Here is a 25,040-nt window from a genome sequence, read left to right as displayed (position 1 = left end):
TCTCAGTTGTCGCTGATGCCGAAAACGGTCCATCGCGCATCAGGGCCTGAAAGGCCGAGTAGTCCCTTGCCGCATTCCTCGACGATCTGGTCGGCGAGCAGGATATGCTGCGTACCGGAATGAATGTCGCGATAGAAGCGTTGCATGGCCGTATTATGCAGCGACGCGCCGCGCGCCGCACGATGCGCAAATGTCGCCACATCCGAAACGATGTCGTGCATATAGCGCAGCGAAAGCTTCACCATTGTCATCTGGTCGAGGGATGGAACACCGCCGGACGCGGTGGTCTCCGACACCTCTTCCCATGTTTCCATGGCAAGGGCGCGCGCCGCCCGATAGCGGGCTTCCGCGTTGGCAAACTGGAAACGCAAGCTGGCGCTGTCCGCACTTTTGCCGAACGGGTCCTGTCGCTGGCGGATCACCTTGGCGAGTTCGTCGAGTATCCGGCGTCCGACGCCGATAGCCCAGCTCGTATGGGTGAGGGCGCTGTAGCCTGCCAGCCCGAGATGGCCCTGCGCCTGACCGCGCTTGGGCGCGGACTGCGTAAAACTATAGGTCATGGATTCCGGCACGAAAAGGTCGTCATCGGTTGCCAACGTGTAGTCGAAGCTGCCGGTAGCGCGCAGGCCGAGTACATCCCAGTTGCCGAGCAACTGGATCGTCGAGCGCGGGTGATGCGCGACGATGATCTGCGGTGCGCCGGTTTCGTCTTTCAATGGCGCCTTTCCGCTCGGGTCCTTGGGATCGAGAAGGAAACAGCCGGAGTGAATCCATTCCGCGTGGAAGATGGAGCTTCCATAAGCCCAGTTGCCGCGGATCATGTAGCCGCCATCGACCTTGCGGGCAAAGCCGCGCGGCACGCCGTTGCCCGCAATGGTGATATCGACGCCATCCTTGAAGACATTGGCAATCCCCTCATCATCGAGGTAGATCGCCATCGTGGTGCCTTCCATATTGTTGACCATCGTGCACCAGCCCGACGATGCATGAGCATAGGAAAGCGCTGACATTAATTTCATGGCATCGATTGGTCGCAGTTCGGCGCCACCGACTTCCTTCGGAAACAGCATCGTATAGAAGCCGCCCTTGCGCATTGCGTCCACGACGTCATCGTGCATCCGTCCGAGTTTCTCTGCTTCTTCAGCCTTTTCTTCAATCAAGAGTAGAATCGATTGCAGGCGGTCGTTGAAGCCCTGGAGGACTGCGGAATAGTTGTCGGCCGTATGAGTCCGGTGCACGCTGGTATCCAAGTTAGTTCCCCTTGATTTAGTGGTTATAAGCGGGAATGATACGGACAAGAGTGGGAACGAACATTCCCCCCAGATGGGGGGCTTGGGAACTCGGGAGAGAGAATGCCCAGGCAAATATTATCGACAGATGAGCGAATATCTGCAGCGCTTTCCGTTGCGGAGAGCCGGAATTATGACGATTTTACAATAGCTTGTGACTATTTTTCCACGAATGTCTTGCGGGTGCGTTCGCTTGGAATTTATTTGCTGGAGAATAATCGGCCGCGTCTTTTTCACAGCATCAATGCGCCTACCGGCTTTCTTCTTGAATATCAGAACGGGCTGGCGGATTCGGATCCGATGATTGCGGCCGTGGTACAGAACGCGGGCGCGGTTGCGGGGTCGCGATTGCCCCGAAATGCATCGGGCAATGTGCCGCTGATGCGAACGCTACTCGCCCGCTGGAACTACAACGATAACTTGTGCAGCCCGGTCTATGTCGGCGGCAACATTCAGGCGTTGATTTATGCTGCTGGTTTCGAGATGCACGCAACGCAGCTTGAAGAGCAGGTATCATTGTTATGTCGTTCGTCGGCACTTGCCTTGCGCAATATTCAGGAAGCGCGCCCGGCGAAAACGCCGAGTGCCAATCTGACCAGTTTGTCTCCACGTCTTTCGACGGTCGCCCGGTTGCTGGCCGCTGGCAATACCAACAAGCAGATTGCGCGGCATCTGGAACTGTCGCCGCACACGGTGAAGGATTATGTCGATGATCTGATCAAGCGTTTCGGTGTTCATAACAGAACGGAAATGGCCGTGCTGATCAACCGCATGAGCGGAGGGACGAAAGCCGAGCCGGTCGGATTTGTCCTATCGGGACATGAGCGGCGCGGCCTTCCGATAGAGCATTTCTGAAGATGCTTTCGCGGCGCTACGGGCAGAGAAATTTGACGGCCTGGCTTTCGGGATCGCGTAGTGTGTCCATGACATTGCAATGATGCGTGCCGTCGATTTCCCACGCGTCGGTATCGATCCCCGATCCGTACCAGATGTTTGCCAGCAACGCATTCTGCCGCCTGAATTCCTTCAGCTCGTCGCCGCCGACGCAGCAATGAACGGCGATATCCGGGCGAGGGCGGTGCAGTGCGGCACTCTCTGCGACCGCTTCCGCCGCATCCATATGGAAAATATCGTTCATCGCCGTTTTGAGAAGCGGCCGCAGATCATGCAGCCCGCTGATGGAAAGAACGCGCTTGATCCGTTCTGCTGTTGCAGCAGCGATGGGCGCATTTTCGCAAGCCATGCGGGTGACCAGATGCCCCCCGGCTGAATGACCGGTCAATATGATTTCGCCATCCACTTCCTGCGCCAGCCGGTCGATGAAGCGGCCGATTTCCAGCGTGATGCTGGAAATCCGCGCTTCGGGGCACAGCGTATAGCTCGGCATGGCCACGCGATATCCGCGCTCAAGCGCGCCTTGTGCCAGATGCGACCAGAAGCTTTTATCCAGCCCTTTCCAGTAGCCGCCATGGACATAAACGAGTGTGCCCTTGGCCATGCCATCCGGCAGGATGAGGTCGTAATGGTTCCGCGCGCCGTCGGCATAAGCAATATCGGGTATCAGACGTCCCTGATCACGCATCTTCTCGCGAAAGCCGGAGGCCAGTTCCGTCCAGCGCGGCGGATAGGTGGCTGAATCGCTGACGGCCTTCATATTGTCATAGGCGGTATCGAAGTCGTGAAGCACTGAAGTCTCCTGCGTATTTCATGCATGAAGCCGCGTCAGGCGCGGGCCTCGGTTGCCGCCTGCGCACGCAGGGCAGATCGTTGCAATTTTCCGGATTCCGTTTTGGGCAAGCTGGAGACCCAGCATATCAGGCGCGGATATTTATAGGGTGCGAGTTCGCTTTTGACGTGACGTTGCAGTGTTTCCTGCAAATTCGCATCACCATTATAGCCCTCGTTCAGCACCACATAGGCTTTGACGATGCAGCCGCGTTCCTCATCGGGGGCGGCTACCACGCCGCATTCGGCTACGGCGGGATGCGCAAGCAGGCTGGCTTCGACCTCCGGTCCGGCAATATTGTATCCGGCGGAAACGATCATGTCGTCATTGCGTGCCTGATACCAGAAATAACCGTCCTCATCCATGACATAGGTATCGCCGGTAATGTTCCAGCCGTTTTCGACATATTTGGTCTGGCGCGGGTCGGCCAGATATTTGCAGCCGAGCGGCCCGCGAACGGCGAGCCGTCCGGGTGTGCCGGGCGCGCATTCCTGCCCGTTGTCATCGATGACGCGAGCCTCATAACCGGGGATAGGCTTGCCGGTCGCGCCGGGACGAATATCGCCTTCCGGCGCGGAGATAAAGATATGCAGCATTTCCGTTGCACCGATACCGTCCGCCAGCGAAAGTCCGGTCGCGCGCTTCCACGCTTCGAACGTGGGAAGGGGCAGGGCTTCACCGGCTGAAACACATTTGCGCAACGACGAAAGATCATACTGATCAATCTTCGAAAGCATGGCGCGATAAGCGGTCGGCGCCGTGAAACAGACAGTCGGTTTATATTCCCCGATAGCAAGCGCAAGATCGTGCGGCACTGTCTTTGCCGGTAGCACCGTGGAAGCACCGATCCTGCAGGGAAACAGAACCAGGCCGCCAAGCCCAAACGTGAAAGCCAGTGGCGGCGAACCGATGAAGATGTCGTCTTCCGTCGCGTCCAGTATGTGATGCGCATAGCAATCGCAGACGATCAGCAGGTCGCGGTGGAAATGGATCGTCGCTTTCGGCAGGCCGGTGGTGCCGGATGTAAAACCCAACAGGCACGGATCGTCCGCCCGTGTCGCCACCGCATCGAAATCGCCAGATGCATCGTCCAGCAAAGCGCCAAGCTCTCCGCCTGCGTTGTCTTCCCAGGTCACCAGCGTTTTGATGAAATCGGTCTGTGCCATAGCATTTTGCATTTCACCGATCAGCGCGTGATCGCAAAAGGCGATACTGATTTCCGCCTTGTCGATGATCTGGACCAGTTCCCTGGCGCGCAGAAGTGGCATGGTCGCGACCACAACGCCGCCTGCCTTGATGATCGCCATATAGAGCGCGATCTTGGTCGGGTTGTTGCCAGAGCGGATCATCACGCGATTGCCGGTTTTCATGCCGAGCTTTTCGGTCAGCACATTGGCGATCTTGTTGATCATTGCGGCAAGATCGCTATAGGTCCAGCGCACGCCCGGCGCCTGCAAGGCGATGCGGTCACCTTTGCCGCGCTCAAGATGGCTGTCCACCAGCTCATAGGCGGCGTTGAGCTGCTCCGGGTAGCCGAGTGCGTCGAGGTTGATGATATCCGGTAGAAGTTCCGCAGCCGGGAGATTATCCAGAACGAATGTATCCACATGAGCGCTGGGGTGCATGCTCGTCTCCTGTCAATTCAATGCAAGTTTGCGTTCGACTGCTGGGTCAAACGTGCAAGTAACGTTCCTTGATGTCCGGGGTGTTCAACAGTGCGGCGTTGTCACCGCTCCACACCACACGACCCTTTTCGATGACGACGTGACGGTCCGCAAATCGCGCGAGTGCATCGACATTCTTGTCGATGACGAGGATCGCTTCGCCCTCATCCTTGATGTTGCGAAGGCAGGACCAGATCTCTTCACGCATGAGCGGCGACAATCCTTCTGTCGCCTCGTCCAGCACGACCATTTTCGGATTGGTCATCAGTGCGCGACCCACCGCCAGCATCTGCTGCTCGCCGCCGGAAAGCTGGTTACCCATGTTGCGCCGCCGCTCCTTGAGGCGCGGGAACATCCGGTAGATGCTCTCCAGAGTCCATTTGGACGAGCGTGCGTCTGCGCGCCGGGTGGCCAAAAGGTTTTCCTCGACGCTCAGCGTCGGAAATATCTGTCGCCCTTCCGGGACCAGCCCCAGCCCCTCGCGTGCAATCGCATGGGGCGGTTTGCCGGTGACGTCCTGGCCATTGACGAAAACCTTGCCGCCCTTCGGCGGCAGCAAGCCGAAGATCGACTTGATGGTTGTGGTTTTGCCCATGCCGTTTCTGCCGAGGATCGTGACGACCTCTCCCGCACCGACTTCAAAGTCGATGCCAAAGAGAATGCGGGACTGGCCATAGGCGTTCTGGAGTCCTTCGACTTTCAGCATTATGCGGCCTCCTCTTCACCGAGATAGGCGGCGCGCACGTCGGGAGCGGAGCGCACGGCGTCGGGTGTTCCGGATGCGATCACGCGCCCGTAGACAAGCACACTCACCTGATCGGCCAGCGAGAAAACGGCATCCATGTCATGTTCGATCAGAACCAGCGTATGGGTCTGGCGCAATGTGCGCATCAGTTCGACCAGAACGTCTGATTCCTCGTGGCTCGTTCCCGCCAAAGGCTCGTCGAGCAACAGCAACTGCGCTTTGGTGGCCAGAGCGATGGCAATCTCAAGCTGACGTTTTTCGCCATGCGAAAGCGCTCCGGCCCGGCGATGGGCGCGGTCGTCCAGCCGCACGCGGGCAAGTGCTGCCATGGCTTGCTCGTTGATCTCTGTCTCCTTGCTTGCCGGCTGAAAGAAGCGGAAGCTTGAGCCTGATCGCGCCTGAACGGCCAGCGCAACATTTTCGAGCACGCTGAAACCTTCCAGAACCGAGGTGATCTGAAACGAGCGCGCAAGGCCCAAATGGACACGATTGGGCATGGCGAGAGCGGAAATATCGCGGCCATCAAAGATGACCGAACCACGGTCGCTTTTGAGGTTGCCCGAAAGCTGGTGGATCAGCGTCGTCTTTCCAGCACCATTCGGGCCGATCAGCGCGTGAATTTCACCGCGTTTGACCGTGAGGTTGACGCCGTCCGTGACTTTGAGCGCGCCGAAGCTCTTGTGCAGGTCATTAACCTGAAGAAGTTCATCCGACATCGGAACCTCCACGCAGCTTGCGGATCAGCCCGCCAATGCCGTCGCGGCTGAAAAGCACGACGAGTACGAGGAAAAGGCCGAGGCCGAGTTTCCAGTGCTCGGAGAAATGAGCCAACACTTCTTCCAGCACGATGAAGGCGGTTGCGCCGAGGACAGGGCCGATCAGCGTGCCCATGCCACCCAGAACCACCATGACGATCAGTTCGCCGGAGCGCTGCCAGCTCATGAAGGCAGGCGAAACGAACTGGATCTGATTGGCCAGCAGAACGCCTGCGATGGCCGCCGCCACACCGGCGATGACATAGGCGGTAAGCTGAAACGAGAAGGGCGAGAAGCCGATGGCGCGCATGCGCACCGGATTGTCCCGCGTTCCGCGCAGGACACGACCGAATCTTGAATGCACCAGCATACGGAAGGTGAGAAATGCACCGACCAGCAGCGCCAGCACAAAATAGAACAGCACCAGATTGCTGGAAAGCAGCGTATTGCCGAACAGAGTGGAACGTGACGAAAGCGTCATTCCGTCGTCGCCGCCAAAGGCCGACAGGGAAACCATGAAAAAAAAGGCCATCTGGCCGAAGGCCAGCGTGATCATGATGAAATAGACGCCACTGGTTCTCAGCGAGATATAGCCGGTGACAAGCGCGAAGGTAGCTGCGGCAACGATAGCCGCGACCATCTGAAGGATCAGATCGTTGATGCCGTAGCTGGACAGGATGCCAACGGCATAGGCGCCGATCCCGATATAAGCTGCATGACCGAACGAAACGAGCGCGCCGTAACCCATGATGAAGTTGAGCGAAAGTGCTGCCAGCGCAAAGATCATGATGCGTGTCACGATCACGAGAAGAAAGCTGTCGCCCAGCACGGAGGCAACAAGCGGAATGATCGCGAAGGCGGCGAAGACCAACAATGGACCTGCATCCAGCAGAGGCGACGGTCGGCCTTTCGCGTTTTCCGGCATCGCGGTATCGCGGGTGCTGTTGTGGGTAATCTCGCTCATCGCGTTCCTCCCTGTGCCGGGAAGAGACCTGTTGGTCGGAAATAGAGCACGGCGGCCATCAGAATATAGGTGAGCATCGGCACCAGCGTGCGGCCCATCTGGGAAGCGGCGGCCGGATCGAGCAGATTACGGAGCAGCATCGGTCCGAAGGTGCGGCCAAGCGTATCGACGAGGCCGACGGCAATAGCCGCAACAAAAGCACCGCGCACGGAACCAACGCCACCGATCACGATGACGACGAATGTGAGGATCAGGATGGAATCGCCCATGCCCGGATCGACCGAGAGGATGGGAGAAACCATGCCGCCTGCAAAACCGGCAAGCATTGCGCCAAGTCCGAAGACCACCATGAACAGGCGGCGAATATTGATGCCAAGAGCCGAGACCATATCGCCATTGGTTGCTCCGGCGCGCAGCAGCATGCCGATGCGCGTGTGATTGACGAGGAGGTAGAGACCTGCCGCCGTGAAAAGGCCAGACGCGATAATCAGCAGGCGATAGACAGGATAGCGCAGATTTCCAAAAAGCTGGATGGAACCAGAGAGCGATTCCGGCATCGGTACGCTGAGCGGTGCCGCGCCCCAGATGATTTTCACCAGTTCATTCACAATCAGGATCAGCCCGAATGTCGCGAGAACCTGATCGAGATGGCTGCGTTCGTATAATCGTCGAAAGACCAGCACTTCTAGCACGATACCGATGACGAGCGTGACAGGAAGGGCGATCAGAATGCCGGAGAAGAAGCTGCCAGTCATGGCAGTGAAAGTCGCGGTCAGATAAGCGCCGACCATATAAAGAACGCCATGCGCCAGATTGATCAGGTCCATGACGCCGAAGATCAGCGTCAGCCCGGCGGCGACGAGAAAGAGCAAAATGCCGAACTGAATCCCGTTAAGGGATTGCAGCAGAAAAAGATTGAACATGGGGGACGTCCGGAACTCGTTGTACAGAAATCCAGTTCACGCCAGACCGGCTGGCGTGAACTGTTTCAGACTTGGAAATTGAGAAGGCTGAGCTCATCGGAGCGCCCTTCTTCGACCGGGTTACATCTTGCATTCGGCTGCGTAATTGTCCTTGTAATCGTTGAAGACCGTTTCAACATAGGACGTGGCGAACTGGCCGTCGTCACGCTTGACGACTTTGGTCAGGTAGAAATCCTGGATCGGAAAGTGATTGTCGCCAAAGCTGAATTCGCCGCGCGGCGAGCTGAATTTCGCATCCTTTAGGGCTGCCCGCAAAGCGTCCTTGTCGGCAATATTGCCGTTGACCTGTTTGACGGCTGCATCGATCAGCATGGCGGCATCGTAAGCCTGCACGGCAAAGGTTGCGGGAATTCGCTTGAACTTGGCTTCATAGGCGGCGGCGAATTCCTTGGCAGGCGCGGAGTCGAGATCCGGTGCCCAGTTCGAACCGGCGAAGAAGCCGACTGCAGCATCCTGCTGCGCGGGCAAGGTGGTCTCATCGACGGTGAAAGCGGAAAGGAACGGCGTGCCTTCGAGACCGGCCTGGCGGTATTGCTTGACGAAATTCACGCCCATGCCGCCGGGCAGGAAGGCATAGACAGCGTCAGGCTGTTCGGCTGCGATCTGCGCCAGTTCCGCTGAATAGTCGAGCTGGCCAAGCGGCACATAGATTTCCTGCGCGACTTCGTTCTTGTAGGAATGCTTGAAACCGGCCAGTGCGTCCTTGCCTGCCTGATAGTTCGGGGCAATCAGGACAACACGCTGGTAGTTCTGCTTCTCGGCATATTTGCCGGAAACTTCATGCATCTGGTCGTTCTGATAGGAGGTGACGAACAGATTGGCGTTACAATCCTTGCCAGCCAGATTGGACGTGCCCGCATTGGTGGAGATCAGGAACGCGCCGGAATCGGTTGCCGGCTTGACGATGGCGTTCAGGACGTTTGAGAAGATCGGTCCGATGACAAAATCCACCTTGTCGCGCTGGATCATCTGCTGGACCTTGTTGACGCCGATATCCGGCTTCTGCTCATCGTCCTGAATGATAATTTCAGCATCGAGGCCGCCGAGCTTGTTACCCAGCTTGTCCATGGCAAGCAGAAAGCCGTCGCGGGATTGCTCGCCAAGCAAGGCAGACGGACCGCTGAGCGTATAGATCAAACCGATCTTGATCTTGCCGTCTTCGGCCTGTGCGGTTCCGGTCAACACGGTTGCGGCGAGCAGCGCGAGAGCTGCTTTCGTCGAAATTTTCATTGTTCCACCTCGATTGCAGATTTCTGCTTTGTTTTATTTTTCTTTCGCATCATCCGACGCAAAACTGCTTCGCACTTTTGCTGGAAATGCTGTGGCAACCCGGCAGATGTACTCCCATACCTCGGCCGGGCGGATGCATTATTCTGCTGGTGCGGGCAAAAATTCAACCTCATGCGCCGGTGCAACGCGAACTATTTCAGCGGGATCACCGACATTATCGATGCGAACGAACAGGTCCCAGAGCTTCGCGGTCGGTGAAACCCAGAAAATGCACTTCACCGGCTGTTCGGACTTGTTGAAAATGCCGTGCGATATGTTGCGCGGCAGGCAGACGAGATCGCCAGCCTCGGCAACGGCTTCCTTGCCGTCGAGAAGCAGGTCGAAGCGGCCTTCGAGCACATAGATGAACTCTTCCTGCGTCGTATGGATGTGCGGCGGAACGAATGTGCCGGGAGGGAAGGTTGCGTGCCATGACATGGAGCTTTCGCAGACATGCTTGGGCACATAGGTCTGGCCTAGAATGTGCCAGACAACACCGTCCACGGAGGAGCCGGATTTGGTCACGCTTGCTGGAAGAACAGTCACTCTAATTCCCTTTCATAAGATTTCGGAGGTTAGAATCAGGCATAAGCCCGGTTAACCTGTTGTGTTGAAAAGCCAGCTTTTGCGGCATAGCCGCGAACGATCGCTTCTCGCTCGGCAAAGCTGATCACACCGTCCAGATCGGCAACGCCGGACGGTGCGCGACGTTCGACCTCATCGATGACGCCTTCCGGGCCACCCAACCGGTTAAGCCGGACGATTTCCGCCGTCGCGGGCAGGCGGATGGCCTGATAGGCCGCAAGTGCTGCACGACCGTGTTCGGCGGCGGCCAGATGATCGGCAAGCGTGCGGGCGTCGATGATGGCCTGGCTCGCGCCGTTGGACCCGACCGGATACATCGGATGGGCGGCATCGCCGATCAGCGCCACACGGCCATCGGTCCACCAGCGGGCAGGATCGCGGTCGCACATGGGATATTCGAAGAATGTATCGGTTGCCCGCACCAGCGCGGCAAGGTCCACAACATTGATGCCGAACTTCTCGACATGCGGCATGAGTTCCTCATGCGTACCGCGACGGCTCCAGTCTTCGCGCTTTGGCGCGGGCGACCCGTCGGCGCCCGGACGATAGGTGACAACCCAGTTGTTCAGAATTTTGCCGGGTGTCGAGCCCTTGGCTATCGGGTAAAGCACCAGCTTGTACGTAAAGCCGCCAGCAACGATCATGGTGCGACCATCAAGGAATGGATCGCTTTCGACCGCCCCACGCCACATCATGACGCCGTTCCATTTAAGCCCGGCCTCATTCGGGAACATCTGATGCCGGATGATAGAATGAATACCGTCCGCGCCGATAACGATGTCGGCGGTTGCCGAGGTGATTTTCGAGCCTTCGGCGAAATGAACAGTCGCCGAGCCTTCGTTCTGGGCATAGCCGACGCAACACTGGTTCGCGATAACGGCATCCGGTCCTAGCCGCTCGATCACAGCGTCAAAAAGTAGTTTCTGCAAATAGCCGCGATGAATGGAAAACTGCGGCACATCATAGCCTGCATCCATGCCGCGGGGCTCGCGCCAGATTTCCTGGCCCTGCCGTGTGGCATAGATCAGCTCACGGGTGCGGATGCCGATGGCGTCCAGTGCGGGCAGAAGGCCAATTTCGGCCAGCTCGCGGATGGCATGCGGAAGGACATTGATGCCAACGCCCAGTTCGCGGACTTCAGGCGCGGCTTCGAAAATCTGGCAATCAATGCCTCGTGCATGCAGCATCAATGCCATCGTGAGGCCGCCAATGCCCCCTCCGACGATAATCGCTTTCATTCGCGGTTCCCTTTTTCGTGGCTGCTCTCTGGCGCCTGGGACCAACGATAAAAGCGGGAACGGAGCTGTCTATCACCAAATCGCCATCCCTAACAGGAAACCGCCAGAAACGCGCTTTCGTGCAAAATTTTCGCGACGCTTGCGCTCTCATCTCAGCGTGATACTTTAATCTTAAAATAAAATGCTCTCTAAATGAGATACGGGGAATATCGTGATGCCGACTACGAGCTATATGCACAGGCTTTCGCCGTCCATCGATTCGTTTCAGGACACCATGTCGGGCCTGCTCAGGCCTTGCCGCATCTCGAAGAAGTCCAGCCGGACCTATCGAACGGAAGTATCGCATGGACGTATGCGCCCTTTCGGCCTGACAGCTATTCGCGTCGGCGGCCATGCACGCATCGAAGTTGAAGCGCATAACGATATGACTTTGTTGCAGGTTCCGTTGCAAGGCGTCTTCGTTTCGCGCGACCGGCGTGGTGACGAGCTATTGTATCAGTCAGGCATGAATGCCCAGCTCGTCGATGCACATTCGGCGATCGATCTTGAATTTCACCCTTCCACGCGCATGCTGATCTTCAGCCTGAATGATACCCAGATCGATATTCTTGGGGGCAGGGAGTTCATCGAGCAGTTTACCCATAACAAGCGCGTCGTATCTTTCGATACACCAGTCGGCCATGCCTTCTATCAGCTTGCGCATTTCGTCATGAACGAGATCGAGAAGGACAAGGAAGCGTTTTTCCACGGCGGCTTGTCGGAGCGGCTGGAAGACAGCCTGATGGCGTCGCTTGCGGCAGCACTGGATACGCAGCCGCGCGCAAGGCCGCTGACGAGCGCCGTTCCAAGCTATGTGCAGCGCGCCGAAAAATTCATGCTCGACAACCTCGACAAGCAACTGACCTTGCAGGAGCTTGTCGATGCGACGGGCACCAGCGCCCGCACTTTACACCGCACATTCCGCAGTGTCCGGGGCAACACACCGCTTGGCGTGTTCAAGAATATGCGGCTGGACAAAGTGCATGCGGAGCTTGCCCGCGGCTATGTCGGGCCAGGCGACATCACGCGTATCGCGATGGCCTGGGCTTTCAATCATATGGGCCTGTTTTCAGCCGATTACCGCCAGCGCTTCGGTTATCTTCCATCCGAAACCGTGCGCCGCGCACAATAGTTCTTCGATGGAGGCCAGCATTTTCGCATCCAGCATTTTCGCATATTGAATTTTCGGCTGGGCGCGGCGGTGTGGCCAGTGACCACCCTCATCCATTACTCTGGTTTTCTTTGTTGTATTGCTGTTGCGGCCAGACATAGCTGGATGAAAAGGATCTGGGCAGCAGCCTGTGCCGTGTTGGTCGTTGGATCATATTGCGGCGCAACCTCAACTACATCCGATCCAATGAAATTCAAGCCGTTGAGACCGCGCATGATCTGCATTGCCTCACGGGGCTGCAGGCCGCCGACCTCGGGCGTACCGGTGCCCGGAGCAAAGCCGGGGTCGAGGCTATCGATATCAAAAGAAAGATAGACCGGACCTTTGCCGACAACCTCGCGCGCGATCTCGATGACCCGGTCAATACCGAGTGATATCACATCTTCGACATGCAACACTGTCATGCCGGAATCACTTGAAAATTCCCAAAGATATTCGGCACCGCCCCGAATACCGATCTGAATTGTTCTCTGCGGATCTAGAACACCGTCCAGAACCGCTTGTCGGAAGGGGCCGCCATGATGGAACTTGCAGCCCTCATAAGGCCCACTCGTGTCGCAATGGGCGTCGATATGGATCATTCCGACAGGCTTTTCACGTCCGAGGGCCCGGAGAATGGACCCGCTGATCGAATGGTCGCCACCGACTGAAAGCGGGTAGATTCCGGCGTCGACGATTGCGGTATAAAACGCCTCGATATCAGCATGTGAGCGCGCCAGGTCGAAACGCGAATTGAGCGGCACGTCGCCGATATCAGCCACTTTGATTTCGGTGGAGGGCGCCATTTGTAAAACATGATCGAACGGTCCGATTCTTTCTATCGAACGCACAGCTTTTGGGCCGAAACGGGCGCCCGAACGATTGGTTACGCCAAGGTCCATCGGTACGCCTACAATAGCGGCTTCCAGACCGCAGAAAGATGGATCGGCAATAGCATCGGGCAGATGAGGCAGATCGAGAAATGTCGAGACATTTGCATAGGGAAAGGCGCGCTTTCCAGCTTCTGAAAACTGAGCGCTGGCGGCCTTGCGGAAAACCGGATCGAAAATATCCCCACCTTCAGTTCCGGCATATTTTTCGCGGAGCGCCTCAAGCTTCTTCTGGTCCATATCGATCTACCATCCCCTTGTTATGACTGGCCTTCTTTTTTGAGACATGCCCGTCGACTGATCTCGTAATGATGGAGTTTTCTTGCAGGCAAATCCTCCAAGAACACTGCATTTGGCACCATAGGATAGAGACATCCTCCCAATTGGGCGATATCATTGACGGAAACGAAGGTTTCATGAGCATCAAACCACTATGGTTCCGATCTATTGCCGATGACCGATCTCGATGTGCGTTTACTGAGAGTTTTCAGAACCATTGTTGCCAATGGAGGATTGAAAGGTGCTGCCAAGGCGCTGAACGTCGGGTTGCCGACAATCAGCAAGCAGCTCTCCGATCTGGAAATTAGGCTGGGTATTCGCCTGTGCGTTCGCGGTGGCTCGAAATTCGAACTTACGCAGGACGGTAGCGAAGTTTATCGGGCAAGCACGGAGCTGTTTTCATCGATCGAGAAATTTCGGAATGATGTTGGTAAAATCAAGAAGAAGAAAGAACTGCTTCGAATTGCAGTTATCGACAACATCATTACTGATGAAAATTCTCCGTTGCCATGGCTCATAAGCTATTTCGACGCCAGAAATTGCCATGTCAGCGTTGTTGTAACAAAGCCAGAAGAAATCGAAAAAGGGATTTGCGGAAACATTTTCGATATCGGCATCACACCGATTTATCACCGGAATCCAGACCTGCAATATACGTCCCTGTATAATGAAGTTTCCTATCTTTATTGTGGGCACTTACACCCATTTTTTGCGGATCAGGATGAGGAGCTGGACTGCAGGACTGTCGATGCCGCACCCTGCGTAGAGCATCTTTATGTTGACAGACGTTTCATTCCGACACTCAAGGATAAAAGCGGCGACGGTCCGTCTGCTCTCCAGCTCGAAGCTGTGCTAACGCTGATTCTGTCGGGAAATTATCTGGGTTTCCTGCCCGGACATTTTGCAGCGGCCTTTGAAGACAGGCACCAGATAAGGAAAGTTCATCAGGAACGGCGCCAATATTCCACCGAGATTGGTTTTATCCATCGTCGGGAAGGCGTCCTCAATGCTACCACACTACAGGCGATCGGGTTGCTGCGAAATCGCATTATTTCCGAGGACAAACCCATTTAACTGCCCCAGTTGCAAACCATGCCAGGCAATGGGAAATCCTACGACGTTCGCGCTAGAGCATAATCCGACCGGAGTGAAACGAGGACGATCAAGATTATGCTTGAAATAGAAGAAGTTAGAGCGCCGATCTGATCCAATCAGATCGAAACGCGCTCTAGTACGCTGTTTTCGGTCTTCTCAGCTTCTCGCAGCGCCCAATTGCGGAATACTTCAAGCTGCGGATTGCGGTCGCGGTCCGCATGGGTCGTTAGCCAGTAACAATTGCGGCTGTCGTAGCGCAAATTCAATGGATTGACGAGCTGACCGCTTTCGAGCTCGTCAAGGATCAGGCTTCGCGGGATAAGCGCCAGACCGTGCCCGCCGATCGCCGCGCGAATGACGAGAGAATAATAGCCAAGTTTCAGAATTCGCTCGGGGCGAAATTCGCTGATGTTGTTCGCGATAGCGAAATCGTTCCAGTAAAGGGGCGTTTTCAAGTGCTCCAACATTGGGAAGCTACCGATATCCATGGGGTCCGATATGCCGCCATGGCGCGCGATACAATGCGGAGAACCAACCAGCACGACATCACGACCAAGAAAATAGTCCATATGCCATCCGGGCCATTCCCCCTCACCAAAACGGAAAACGACATCTGCCTCGTCTTCCGTATCGCTAGGTGCAAATGAACTGAACTGAACGTCTATGTCTGGATGGGCTTCGGCAAACTGTACGAACCGCTGAATAAACCAACGGTCGCCAAGTATTGGCAAAACGTGCAGTCGCAATGTTGGCTTGTTGGAGCGCAGGTGCATGACCCGTGCAGCGGCAGTTTCAAGGGCGCCCAGAGCGACACGTGCCTGTTCAATATAAACCGTTCCGGCTTCGGTCGGCATGAGACCCTGGCTTGTGCGCGAGAAGAGCCCGAGGCCGACCAGATCCTCCACAGATTTGAGCTGCTTGCTCACGGCACTTTGCGTCATGTGGAGAAATTTTGCCGCTTCGGAAATCGTTCCGTGTTGTGCGAGAGCAGCTAATACACGGAGACCCGTCGTTGTTGGCAAATGCTGGCGCATCGTTGAATCAGCTCCCCTATTCCTTTTTGGACTACCATCCCGGAAATCTATTCAATTGTCCAGTCAACGACCGTTTGCAACTATCCGACCGGTCAGGAGGACAATCATGAATGAATCTGTAAGGCTTTGGGGAGCTCGTTTCCGCTCTCCTCCATCTCCCGAACTCGTACGCCTGTCGCGTTCTCCCCAAAACCATTTCAGGCTCGTTCCGGAAGACCTGCGCTCGTCGATAGCCCACGCCCATGAGCTGGAGCGCGCCGGCATCCTCGATGCAGTCGAAACTGAGCAAATCACGACCGCGCTGGAATCTATCGGCAAGGACTGGCAAGCCAACCGCCTGCAACCTTCAGAAGATGACGAAGACGTTCACACCTTTCTGGAACGCGTGCTGACGAGCCGGCTCGGTGCTCTTGGCGGAAAACTGCGCGCCGGGCGTTCGCGCAACGATCAGGCGGCCAACAATCTCAAGCTTCATCTGCGCCGGATCGCTCCCACGCTTGTCGCAAACATCGCCTCACTCCAGGATGCACTTGTTGCCCAGGCAAAAGCACACCAGCAAACACTGGCAACCGGTTTTACCCATCTTCAACCTGCACAGCCTGTGACGTTCGGGCATCAGCTTCTGGCCCATGCACAAGGATTTTCGCGCGATATTGGCCGGATTATCGACTGGCACAAGAGAGCAGGGCGCTCGCCGCTGGGGGCTGCCGCCCTTGCAGGGTCGGCAATTGCCTTACATTCGGAGCTGTCGGCAAGCGAGCTAGGCTATGATGCACCGTGTGAAAATTCGATCGATGCCGTGGGCAGCCGCGATCATGTCGCCGAATTTCTGTTTGCGACCGCCATGCTCGGCGTCAATCTTTCCCGCCTGGCAGAAGAGGTCTTTCTGTGGTCGTCCAAGCAGTTTCATTGGATAGAGCTGGATGACAGCTACGCCACCGGCTCGTCCATCATGCCGCAGAAGAAGAATGCCGATATTGCGGAACTGACGCGTGGTCGTTCTGCACGTCTGATCGCGTCGCTGAACGGAATGCTGATCGCCCTCAAGGGACTGCCTTTCGCCTATAACCGTGATCTCAGCGAAGACAAATGGGCATGTTTCGAAGCGATCGACACACTTGAACTCGTGCTGCCAGCGATGGCGGGCATGATCGCGACGATGAAAGTCGATCAGGAGCGGTTGAGAAAACAGTCGTTCGAGGGCTTCACTCTTGCCACGGAAGTGGCCGACTGGCTCTCCCGGCAGGGTATTCCGTTTAGCGAAGCACATGAGATTACCGGTGCACTGGTGCGCTACTGTGAGGAAAAGGCAATCGGCCTGGAAGATCTGTCGTCTGATGATCTGTCCGCCGTCGATACGCGCCTGAAGGCCGATGTCCTCACGCATCTTTCCCCGGAAGCGGCTGTTGCAGCCCGCAAGGGATATGGCGGCACCGCGCCCGAACGGGTGGGAGAGCAGATTGACCGGCTGCAGCAGCTCCTCCAGTCGCAACGCCAATGGGCGGAACAGAATTGAACGCATTCGGGAACAACAAGAAGGCGTGACGGACCATCCGTCACGCGTCAATCAATATCGGTGAAACACACCGGACGCATCAGACCAAAATGGGAGAACTGTCATGGGGACTACGCATATCTTGAAAGCACTCGGCTGCGGTATCGCAATTGCATGTGTTGCCGGCGCGAGCGCCGCTTCGGCTGCCGGGGGCGATCTGCCCGACCGCGTCAAAAGCTCCGGTAAAATCATCGTCGGGATAGAGACCACCTATCCGCCGATGGGCTACAAGAACCCGGCTACCAACGAACGTGTCGGTTTCAATGTTGATCTCGTCAACAGCCTTGCCAAAGAGATGAAGCTCGAAGTCGAATGGCAGGAAATGAGCTTCGAACAGCTCATGACGTCGCTGACCAGCAAGCGCATCGACATGATCGGCACAGCTATCAGCGATTACCCATCGCGTCGCGACAAGCTCACCTTCGTCGATTATCTGCGCACCGGCGCCCAACCATTCACACTTGCTGCCAAGAGCGGCGACATCAAGAGCGAGGGCGATCTATGCGGGAAGAAGGTCGGGGCACCGCGCACGACAAGCTTTTTTCCTGAAACGCAGAAATGGAGCGAGGCCAATTGTGTCGGAACTGGCAAACCAGCCATTACAGTCAATGGTACTGCCGGAGCGACCGCAACACGTCTTGATCTGAAACAGGGTCGCCTCGATGCGGCGGTGCTTGGGCCTGAATATGTGGCATATCTGATGAAGGATGAGCCCGGCGTCTATGCACTGGCAGGCAATCCCTTGATGGAAAGTCTGTTCGGGCTCGCCTTCGACAAGAACGAAACCGGCCTTCGCGATGGCGTGGCCGAAGCGGTTCAGGGGCTGATAAAGAATGGAACATACGAGCAGATTCTGAAAAAATATGGACTTGAGCGCCAGGGTGTCACCGAAGTGGCGATCGACGCAGGAAAATGAGCATGTCAGTGGCGCAAACTCTTCCAGTCGATACCATGCGTGCCGTTGAACTCGTCCGCACCGGGGGGCCGGATGTCCTGAAACTCGGTCAGGTGGCCGCGCCCAGGCTCTTACCTGGAAGCGTCATGATCGAGGTGCATGCCACCGCGCTCAATCATGCCGATCTGTTGCAGCGTCGGGGAACTTATGGCGGGGGCATTTCGCTCCCGACCATTCTCGGCATTGAATGCTCTGGTATCATCGTGGACATGGCATCCGACGTCAAAGGGTGGAATATCGGCGATAGAGTTTGCGCTCTGATCAACGGCGGAGGTTATGCGGATCTGGTCTGCGTGCCGGCAAGCCTTGTGCTTCCGGTTCCCGCGAATATCGACCTGATCACGGCGGCGGCTTTGCCGGAAGCGGCTTGCACGGTCTGGTCCAACATTATCGATATCGCCCGGTTCGCGCCGGGAGATACGCTTCTTGTGCATGGAGGGGCGGGAGGTATCGGTAGTTTTGCCATTCAGGCCGGGCGAGCGCGCGGCGCGCGCATCTTTGCGACAGCGGGCGGTCACGAAAAAATGGAATATTGTCGAAGTATTGGGGCCGACCGTCCCATCGATTACAGGAACGAAGACTTCGTTTCGGTTATTATGGACGAAACCGGCGGTCGTGGCGCGGATATTATTCTCGACAATATGGGCGGCCTCTATCTCGACCGGAACATCGACGCGATGGCTCATGACGGGCGTATCGTCATGATCGGCCTTCAGGGAGGCCGTGAAGCCAACATTCATCTGGGCAAAATGATGGGCAAGCGCGGTTCGCTCTTCACCACATCATTGCGAGACCGTCCTGCCGAGGATAAGGCGCGTATCGTGTCAGGCGTCCTCAAGGATCTCTGGCCCGATGTCGAAACCGGGCGTATCCGCCCCCTGATCGATCGGGAGTTTCCTCTTTCGGATGCAGCAGGTGCGCACAGCTACATGGAAAGCGGCCAGCATGTCGGGAAGATCGTTCTCAGGGTCAGAGGCGACGCCGACCGGAATGCGAAAGGTTAAACAACAATGACTGATAACGTTTATCAAATCAGCCATCTGGTACACGTACCGCGACGCCATTATGGCCGTCTTGTCGCGGCTGCGGTCGTGGTTCTCGCGCTTGCCGCAATCATCCATGCATTTGCCGTCGGACAGATTGAATGGAACTATGTGGGAGAATTCCTCACCGTTCCGGCCATCATGACCGGGCTGTTGAACACCATCATCATGTCGGTTCTGGCCATGGCGCTGGGTATAGCACTCGGGATCGTGTTTGCCGTGATGCGCCTGTCGGACAATCCGGTACTTTCCTATGTCTCCATCGGCTATGTCTGGTTCTTCCGGGCGGTTCCGGCACTTCTGCAACTGCTGTTGTGGTTCAATCTGGCACTGGTTTTCCCTACTATGGGCATACCGGGCGTCTTTTCGGTCTCGACCGTTGAAATCATGACGCCTTTTGTGGCCACGCTCCTCGGTCTTGGCATCCAGCAAGGCGCATTTACCGCTGAAGTCGTCCGTGCCGGGCTGCTCTCCGTGGACAAGGGCCAGTACGAAGCCGCCCAGACCATCGGCATGACACGCCTGAAATTGCTGCGCCGGATCATCATGCCACAAGCCATGCGTGTCATCGTGCCGCCGGTCGGCAATGAATTCATCGGCATGGTGAAACTCACCTCGCTCGCAAGTGTGATCCAGTATGCGGAAATCCTGCACAGCGCCCAGAATATCTACTACGCAAATTCCCGCGTTGTAGAACTCCTGATCGTTGCTGCGTTCTGGTACCTGATCGTCGTGACCATACTCAGTCTCATCCAGGGGCGTATCGAAAAATACTTCTCAAAGGGCGTCATGTCGCCGGGTGAATCGAAGTGACGGAGGTAATGGACATGGCAAATACTGTTTCAACTGACGTCGCAAAGCAAAATCTCTCGTCTCAGGGGCCACTGGTCGTGGCCGCAGATGTGCGCAAGAAATTCGGGACGCTCGAAGTTCTGAAAGGGGTGAGCCTCCAGATCGCCAAGGGCGAAGTTCTCTGCATCATTGGCCCTTCGGGGTCCGGCAAGAGCACGTTCCTGCGCTGCATAAATCAGCTCGAACACATGAATGGCGGCGCGATCTGGGTCGGCGGCGAGTTGATCGGCTATCGTCGCGAAGGCAATCACCTGCATGAACTGAGCGATGCGGAGGTTGCCCGCCAACGGCGCTCGATAGGCATGGTGTTTCAGCGCTTCAACCTTTTCCCGCATCTGACGGTGACCGAGAACATCGTCGAGGGTCCGATACAGGTGCTGCGGGAGAAACCTGACGTTGCCCGAAAACGCGCTCATGCACTTCTTGAACGGGTTGGGCTTTACGACAAGCGTGACGCTTATCCGGCCCAGTTGTCGGGTGGACAGCAACAGCGTGTCGCCATCGCCCGCTCGCTTGCCATGCAACCGACGCTGCTGCTGTTCGACGAGCCGACTTCGGCACTCGATCCGGAACTGGTCGGGGAAGTTCTGCGTGTCATGAGCGATCTGGCACAAAGCGGGATGACGATGATCGTCGTAACCCACGAGCTTGGCTTTGCCCGTGAAGTTGCTGACCGTGTCGCCTTCATGGATCAGGGCGAAATCATCGAAATCGGTTCGCCTGAACAGGTTCTTACAAATCCGCAGCAGACGCGAACGCAGAACTTCATCAAAGCCGTACACAAGAAGTAACACCGGACTTACACAACAGGGGATAAGGACATGATCAAGAACAAGCTTGCACTTTCCGTTCTCGTCTTGATGGCAGCAAGCCACGCCGCGACGGGACAGGAGCTGCCGGAGCGAATTGCGGCAAAGAAAGAAATCGTTATCGCCAATGTCCCGAACTATCCGCCACTCGAATTCAAGGATCCGAAAACGGGTACCTTGACGGGTCTTGATATCGATCTGGGCAATGCCATCGGTGCAAAACTTGGTGTCGCCGTCAAATGGGAAGAGATCAGCTTCGAGCAGTTGGTCAGCGCGCTCAATACCGGGCGCGCAGATATGATCATCTCCGGCATGACAGATATGCCGGGACGCCGGGAAACACTGGATTTCGTTGATTACCTCGCTTCGGGTGCCCAGTTCTACACCACCGCCGACCGGGCAGAACAATACAAAACACCAGCAGATTTCTGCGGCAAGACGGTTGGAGCCAGCCGACGCACTTCATTCCCGAAGGAAATGGAAGCCTGGAGCAAGGAAACTTGTGAAAAGAACGGCAAGCCAGCCCTGAAGATCGTTGGCACGGAAGGGTCGGCCGATGCCCGTACCCAGCTACGCCAGAAACGTCTCGACGCAGCCGTGCAGGGAAGTGAAACGCTCCCATATCTTCTGAATCTGGAGCCGGACACTTACACCATCGTCGGCGAGCCATTCACGACCGTGCATCAGGGGATTGCCATCAGCAAGAAGGACGGGCAACTGCGCGATCTCATTGCCAAGGCACTCAAGGACATGATTGCCGATGGTTCCTACGACGCTGTTCTCAAAAAATGGGAACTGCAGTCTGCCGGTGTCAAGACGGTCAAGATCAATGAAGAGCCGGTGAAATAGCCGTCGGGATTGTAACCGGCCTGCACAATATCAGCAGCAATAAAATGACAGGACGGTTCCGCTTCAACGCGGCACCGCCCCGGTGAAAATTTGCTAAAATGGCGGAGGTGAAGGTGGAAGATTTAGGTGTTGGGGGGCCTTGTCCCGGCTCGCCGAAGTGGCCGTCCGGCAAGCGTTCGGCGGTGGCGCTTGCCTTCGATCTGGATGGTCCGACCGGTGGCGCTATGCTCGATGGCAGCCTGCTCGACAATCTGCGCTACTTTACCGAAGGCTCTTACGGGCCGTGGCGTGCGTTGCCGCGCCTGCTGGATCTGTTGGCCGAATATGATCTGGTTGCCACTTTCTTTACCCCCACATGGGTAGTGGAACAGTGGCCCGAGCGCTGCGAGGCTATCCTGAAAGCCGGTCACGAGATGGCTTATCATGGCCATTACCACGAAGTGTTTATCGACCGGACGCCTGCAGAACAGCTCGCTATCATGCAGCGTTCCGCTCAGGTTTTTGAAAGCCGTCTCGGCATCAAGCCGGTTGGATTTCGCACGCCCTCCGGCGATTGGAGCCCGCATACCGCAACGATCCTCAAGGAATTCGGCGTCCTTTATTCCAGCTCGATGCGAGGCGACGATCGGCCTTATTTCCATTCTGGTCCGGACGGCAAACCGGGATTGGTGGAGATTCCGGGCCGCTGGGATATCGACGACTACACGGCGCTTGCCTATTTCGAAGAGCCTGATTTTCCAACCGGTCAAGACCGCATAGCGGATTTCCGCACTGTGGAAGCTAACTGGCGTGCCGAGTTCGAGGGCTTTCACCGTGATGGCCTGTGCTGGACGACAATCCTGCATCCAAAAGTCTCGGCAAAACTGGGCAGGCTCAGCATTCTGAAGGGGCTGTTCGAGGCGATCCGCGCTCACGACGATGTCTGGGTCGCGCGCGGTCGAGAGATTGCTCAATGGTGGATAGACCAGAATGCGTCATGCGGTGAAGGAGAAACAAGATGATCCCGACCTTCCCATGGCCGCATGGCAAGCGTTGTGCCGTAGCGGTTACCATACTGTTCGATGACGGGCTTGACGCCATTGCCCGCGCGCCCGATCTGGCAGAACGGGCCAAGAGTTTTTCTGTCTGGGAATATGGCGCGGTGCGCGGTGTTGACCGCCTGTGCGCGCTTTTCGACAATCTCGGTGTGAAAACCACATGGTTCGTTCCGGGAGAGGTTGCGATGAAGCATCGCGACGCCGTGGCGACTATGGCCGGAGCCGGTCATGAAATTGCAGCGCGCGGTGTGGCATTCGAGGATTTTTCCACGCTCGGACATGATGCGCAAAAGAATGTTCTTTTGCATTCTGCTGACATACTCGCTGAGGTGACAGGACGGCGTCCGAACGGCTTCTGCCTGCCGCGAGGCTTGTGGCCGCGCCATTTCGACCTCGTGCTTAAAGAGGCAGGTTTCGACTGGTCAGCTTCGCTCAACGGTGACGACGCGCCTTATGTCCATCCTTCGTCTCTGGTTGAGATTCCGGTTCATGTCGAACTTGAGGATCGGCCTTATTTCCAGTTCAATTTCGCCCCCGCTTTTCCAAAAGGGCTGGGTCGCATCGCCTCCTATGAGGGCGTGCTGCACAACTGGAAGGCGGAATTCGACGCTTACCGCCAATATGGACGCTGTTATGTGCTGCAAGTACGGCCCGAAATGATCGGAACACCGGGACGTATTTTCATCCTCGAACAGCTTCTGCAACACATACTTGCACACGACGATGTATGGCTCGCCACCGGCGGCGAGATTGCCGCCTGGACAGCAGAGCAGGCAGGGCCGCTCGAAACCCAGCATCCTCTAAACATCTTCGAACATTATCGTAAGGAACAGGGCCGTGACTGACCATCCGTCCATGACGCTGGCGCGGAATGTCGCGGCTATGCGCTTTGCCGACTTTCCGGCAGCGACGATTCATAAGGCAAAAATCCATATCCTCGATACGCTTGGGGCGGCGATCGCAGGTATTACCTCCCTTGAGGCCCAGACAGTGCTGCAAGCATTTGGTCTCGTTCATGGCGGTGGAACCGGTCCAGCGCCGATCTGGGGCACGACGATGATGCTCGACAGCCGCACAGCGAGCTTCGTCAACGGTGTCTCGGCACACGCGTTTGAACTCGATGACAGCGGTGGTTGCGACCATTCGGGCGCTGTCGTGATGCCTGCGGTAATCGCAGCATTGGGCGAGGTTCGCGGTACAGTCACAGGGCAGGATTTTCTGACCGCAGTTCTCGCCGGATACGAAGTCGGGCGGCGAATGTTGGAAGCCAGCGGCGGCTACGAAACCCATAACGAGCTGGGCTGGCATTCCACCGGCACTTGCGGGGCTTTCGCTGCCGCGGCAGCCGCCAGCACCCTTTTCGGCCTGGATGCCGACCGGCACGCCTCGGCGCTGGGTGTCGCCAGTTCATATGCGGGCGGTACGTGGGCGTTCATTCATGATGGTAGCCAGACCAAGAAGCTGCATGCTGGCCGCGCTGCTGAAGGCGGCTTCGTCGCCGCAAAGCTCGCAGCCTCGGGGTTTGATGGTCCGCTTTCGGTACTGGACGCTACAGGTTGGGGTAATTTCTTTACGACCTTCTGTCGCGGCGAAGCCAGGCCGGACCTGCTCAATGCTGATTTTGGACAGTTCTGGCGTGTCAACCGTTGCTCCATAAAGCCCTATGCAACATGCCGCGGCACCCATTCGGCTATCGATGCTATCGATAAGATTTTGACCGAACGCGGTATTGCACCGCAGGATATCGCTCGTATTGATGTAACGATGAGCGAGTTTCAGGCAGGCATGTGCGGCGGCAAGATCATCGCCAGCCGCGCTGACGCGCAAATGAGCCTGGCTTATGCCGTTGCTGCGCGGCTCCAATATGGCAAGGTCGGGCTTGATGAGCTCGAGCGGGAGGCATGGTCTGCTCCAGCGATAGAGCAGTGGCTTGCACTCACCAATGTCGGAATTGATACCGCAATGGCTGCCAATGCAGAACCCGCAATCGCGGCGACGCTGCACGATGGTCGCATGTTCAGCGAAACGGTCGAGTTTCCACTGGGAGGCATGGCCAATCCGATGAGCGACGCTGCGGTCATAGCCAAGTTCGAGGCGCTTGCTGGGCGTGTTTTGCCAGGGGATCGTTACCGCGCGCTTTGTGATTTCGTCATGAACCTCGACATGGCTCCCGATGCTCGACACCTGCCGGTTCTTCTCGCCTTGCCAGCGAAATCCTGACCCCGTCTGCGCCTT

The 25,040-nt window shown here is 56.7% G+C and carries 24 protein-coding genes; 12 read left to right on the top strand and 12 right to left on the bottom strand.

Annotation, left to right across the window (positions count from 1 at the left end; all coding sequences use genetic code 11):
• Positions 1–2 precede the first annotated feature (2 nt).
• A complete protein-coding gene (locus tag ACYSN1_RS09330) occupies positions 3–1,250 on the bottom strand; it encodes an acyl-CoA dehydrogenase family protein (protein ID WP_461725419.1) in 1,248 nt (415 codons plus the stop codon).
• A 243-nt stretch (positions 1,251–1,493) separates the two neighbouring features.
• Between ACYSN1_RS09330 and ACYSN1_RS09325 the strand changes: the two genes are divergently transcribed.
• Complete coding sequence (locus ACYSN1_RS09325) at positions 1,494–2,144, top strand: helix-turn-helix transcriptional regulator (RefSeq protein ID WP_461725418.1); 651 nt, start codon at positions 1,494–1,496, stop codon at positions 2,142–2,144.
• A 16-nt stretch (positions 2,145–2,160) separates the two neighbouring features.
• Here ACYSN1_RS09325 and ACYSN1_RS09320 read toward each other — a convergent pair whose 3' ends face one another.
• The 9 genes from ACYSN1_RS09320 to ACYSN1_RS09280 all read right to left on the bottom strand — a co-directional run bounded on the left by ACYSN1_RS09320 (position 2,161) and on the right by ACYSN1_RS09280 (position 11,218).
• Positions 2,161–2,976 (bottom strand): alpha/beta hydrolase, encoded by an 816-nt coding sequence (locus ACYSN1_RS09320; protein ID WP_461725417.1) that lies wholly within the window; start codon positions 2,974–2,976, stop codon positions 2,161–2,163.
• A 35-nt stretch (positions 2,977–3,011) separates the two neighbouring features.
• A complete protein-coding gene (locus tag ACYSN1_RS09315) occupies positions 3,012–4,640 on the bottom strand; it encodes a benzoate-CoA ligase family protein (RefSeq protein WP_461725416.1) in 1,629 nt (542 codons plus the stop codon).
• Between the two features lie 46 nt (positions 4,641–4,686).
• Positions 4,687–5,385, bottom strand: coding sequence for an ABC transporter ATP-binding protein (locus ACYSN1_RS09310; protein ID WP_461725415.1), 699 nt, complete (start codon positions 5,383–5,385; stop codon positions 4,687–4,689).
• Positions 5,385–6,140, bottom strand: coding sequence for an ABC transporter ATP-binding protein (locus ACYSN1_RS09305; RefSeq protein WP_461725414.1), 756 nt, complete (start codon positions 6,138–6,140; stop codon positions 5,385–5,387). The genes ACYSN1_RS09310 and ACYSN1_RS09305 overlap by 1 nt, the downstream gene beginning before the upstream one ends.
• Positions 6,130–7,143, bottom strand: a complete 1,014-nt coding sequence (locus ACYSN1_RS09300; protein ID WP_461725413.1) for a branched-chain amino acid ABC transporter permease — start codon at positions 7,141–7,143, stop codon at positions 6,130–6,132. Before ACYSN1_RS09300 ends, ACYSN1_RS09305 begins: the two co-directional genes overlap by 11 nt.
• Positions 7,140–8,066: a branched-chain amino acid ABC transporter permease gene (locus tag ACYSN1_RS09295; RefSeq protein ID WP_461725412.1), complete on the bottom strand. Its 927-nt coding sequence runs from the start codon at positions 8,064–8,066 to the stop codon at positions 7,140–7,142. The genes ACYSN1_RS09300 and ACYSN1_RS09295 overlap by 4 nt, the downstream gene beginning before the upstream one ends.
• Before the next feature lie 120 nt (positions 8,067–8,186).
• Positions 8,187–9,356 (bottom strand): ABC transporter substrate-binding protein, encoded by a 1,170-nt coding sequence (locus tag ACYSN1_RS09290; RefSeq protein ID WP_461725411.1) that lies wholly within the window; start codon positions 9,354–9,356, stop codon positions 8,187–8,189.
• A 138-nt stretch (positions 9,357–9,494) separates the two neighbouring features.
• Entirely contained in the window at positions 9,495–9,941 is a 447-nt protein-coding gene (locus ACYSN1_RS09285) for a cupin domain-containing protein (RefSeq protein ID WP_140019253.1), read from the bottom strand.
• Between the two features lie 35 nt (positions 9,942–9,976).
• A complete protein-coding gene (locus ACYSN1_RS09280; protein WP_461725410.1) occupies positions 9,977–11,218 on the bottom strand; it encodes a flavin-dependent oxidoreductase in 1,242 nt (413 codons plus the stop codon).
• Positions 11,219–11,432: 214 nt separating this feature from the next.
• Here ACYSN1_RS09280 and ACYSN1_RS09275 point away from each other — a divergent pair, with 214 nt between their 5' ends.
• Positions 11,433–12,389, top strand: a complete 957-nt coding sequence (locus tag ACYSN1_RS09275) for an AraC family transcriptional regulator (RefSeq protein WP_461725861.1) — start codon at positions 11,433–11,435, stop codon at positions 12,387–12,389.
• A gap of 95 nt (positions 12,390–12,484) precedes the next feature.
• Here ACYSN1_RS09275 and speB read toward each other — a convergent pair whose 3' ends face one another.
• Positions 12,485–13,537 (bottom strand): agmatinase, encoded by a 1,053-nt coding sequence (speB, locus tag ACYSN1_RS09270; RefSeq protein WP_461725409.1) that lies wholly within the window; start codon positions 13,535–13,537, stop codon positions 12,485–12,487.
• A gap of 213 nt (positions 13,538–13,750) precedes the next feature.
• Here speB and ACYSN1_RS09265 point away from each other — a divergent pair, with 213 nt between their 5' ends.
• Entirely contained in the window at positions 13,751–14,650 is a 900-nt protein-coding gene (locus ACYSN1_RS09265; protein WP_461725408.1) for a LysR family transcriptional regulator, read from the top strand.
• A 137-nt stretch (positions 14,651–14,787) separates the two neighbouring features.
• On the opposite strand, the gene ACYSN1_RS09260 is transcribed toward ACYSN1_RS09265, so the two are convergent.
• The gene (locus tag ACYSN1_RS09260) at positions 14,788–15,705 is read right to left on the bottom strand and encodes a LysR substrate-binding domain-containing protein (protein ID WP_151612508.1); all 918 of its coding nucleotides are present in this window, start codon (positions 15,703–15,705) and stop codon (positions 14,788–14,790) included.
• Between the two features lie 106 nt (positions 15,706–15,811).
• Here ACYSN1_RS09260 and argH point away from each other — a divergent pair, with 106 nt between their 5' ends.
• The 9 genes from argH to ACYSN1_RS09215 all read left to right on the top strand — a co-directional run bounded on the left by argH (position 15,812) and on the right by ACYSN1_RS09215 (position 25,025).
• Positions 15,812–17,221 carry an argininosuccinate lyase gene (gene argH / locus ACYSN1_RS09255; protein ID WP_461725407.1) on the top strand — a complete coding sequence of 470 codons (1,410 nt, stop codon included), beginning with the start codon at positions 15,812–15,814 and terminating at the stop codon, positions 17,219–17,221.
• A 103-nt stretch (positions 17,222–17,324) separates the two neighbouring features.
• A complete protein-coding gene (locus ACYSN1_RS09250) occupies positions 17,325–18,176 on the top strand; it encodes an ABC transporter substrate-binding protein (protein WP_461725406.1) in 852 nt (283 codons plus the stop codon).
• Between the two features lie 2 nt (positions 18,177–18,178).
• On the top strand, positions 18,179–19,219 hold the full coding sequence (locus ACYSN1_RS09245) for an NAD(P)H-quinone oxidoreductase (RefSeq protein ID WP_461725405.1): 1,041 nt from the start codon (positions 18,179–18,181) through the stop codon (positions 19,217–19,219).
• Positions 19,220–19,225: 6 nt separating this feature from the next.
• Positions 19,226–20,071 carry an amino acid ABC transporter permease gene (locus tag ACYSN1_RS09240; protein WP_140019261.1) on the top strand — a complete coding sequence of 282 codons (846 nt, stop codon included), beginning with the start codon at positions 19,226–19,228 and terminating at the stop codon, positions 20,069–20,071.
• A gap of 14 nt (positions 20,072–20,085) precedes the next feature.
• Positions 20,086–20,901, top strand: a complete 816-nt coding sequence (locus tag ACYSN1_RS09235) for an amino acid ABC transporter ATP-binding protein (protein WP_235859037.1) — start codon at positions 20,086–20,088, stop codon at positions 20,899–20,901.
• A 30-nt stretch (positions 20,902–20,931) separates the two neighbouring features.
• The gene (locus ACYSN1_RS09230; RefSeq protein WP_461725404.1) at positions 20,932–21,768 is read left to right on the top strand and encodes an ABC transporter substrate-binding protein; all 837 of its coding nucleotides are present in this window, start codon (positions 20,932–20,934) and stop codon (positions 21,766–21,768) included.
• A 98-nt stretch (positions 21,769–21,866) separates the two neighbouring features.
• Entirely contained in the window at positions 21,867–22,769 is a 903-nt protein-coding gene (locus tag ACYSN1_RS09225; RefSeq protein WP_461725403.1) for a polysaccharide deacetylase family protein, read from the top strand.
• Positions 22,766–23,650 (top strand): polysaccharide deacetylase family protein, encoded by an 885-nt coding sequence (locus ACYSN1_RS09220; RefSeq protein ID WP_461725402.1) that lies wholly within the window; start codon positions 22,766–22,768, stop codon positions 23,648–23,650. The genes ACYSN1_RS09225 and ACYSN1_RS09220 overlap by 4 nt, the downstream gene beginning before the upstream one ends.
• Positions 23,643–25,025 carry an MmgE/PrpD family protein gene (locus tag ACYSN1_RS09215; RefSeq protein WP_461725401.1) on the top strand — a complete coding sequence of 461 codons (1,383 nt, stop codon included), beginning with the start codon at positions 23,643–23,645 and terminating at the stop codon, positions 25,023–25,025. The genes ACYSN1_RS09220 and ACYSN1_RS09215 overlap by 8 nt, the downstream gene beginning before the upstream one ends.
• Positions 25,026–25,040 lie beyond the last annotated feature (15 nt).

The organism is Brucella sp. LJL56, from assembly GCF_054871705.1.
This window is presented reverse-complemented; position numbering and strand designations above follow the sequence as displayed.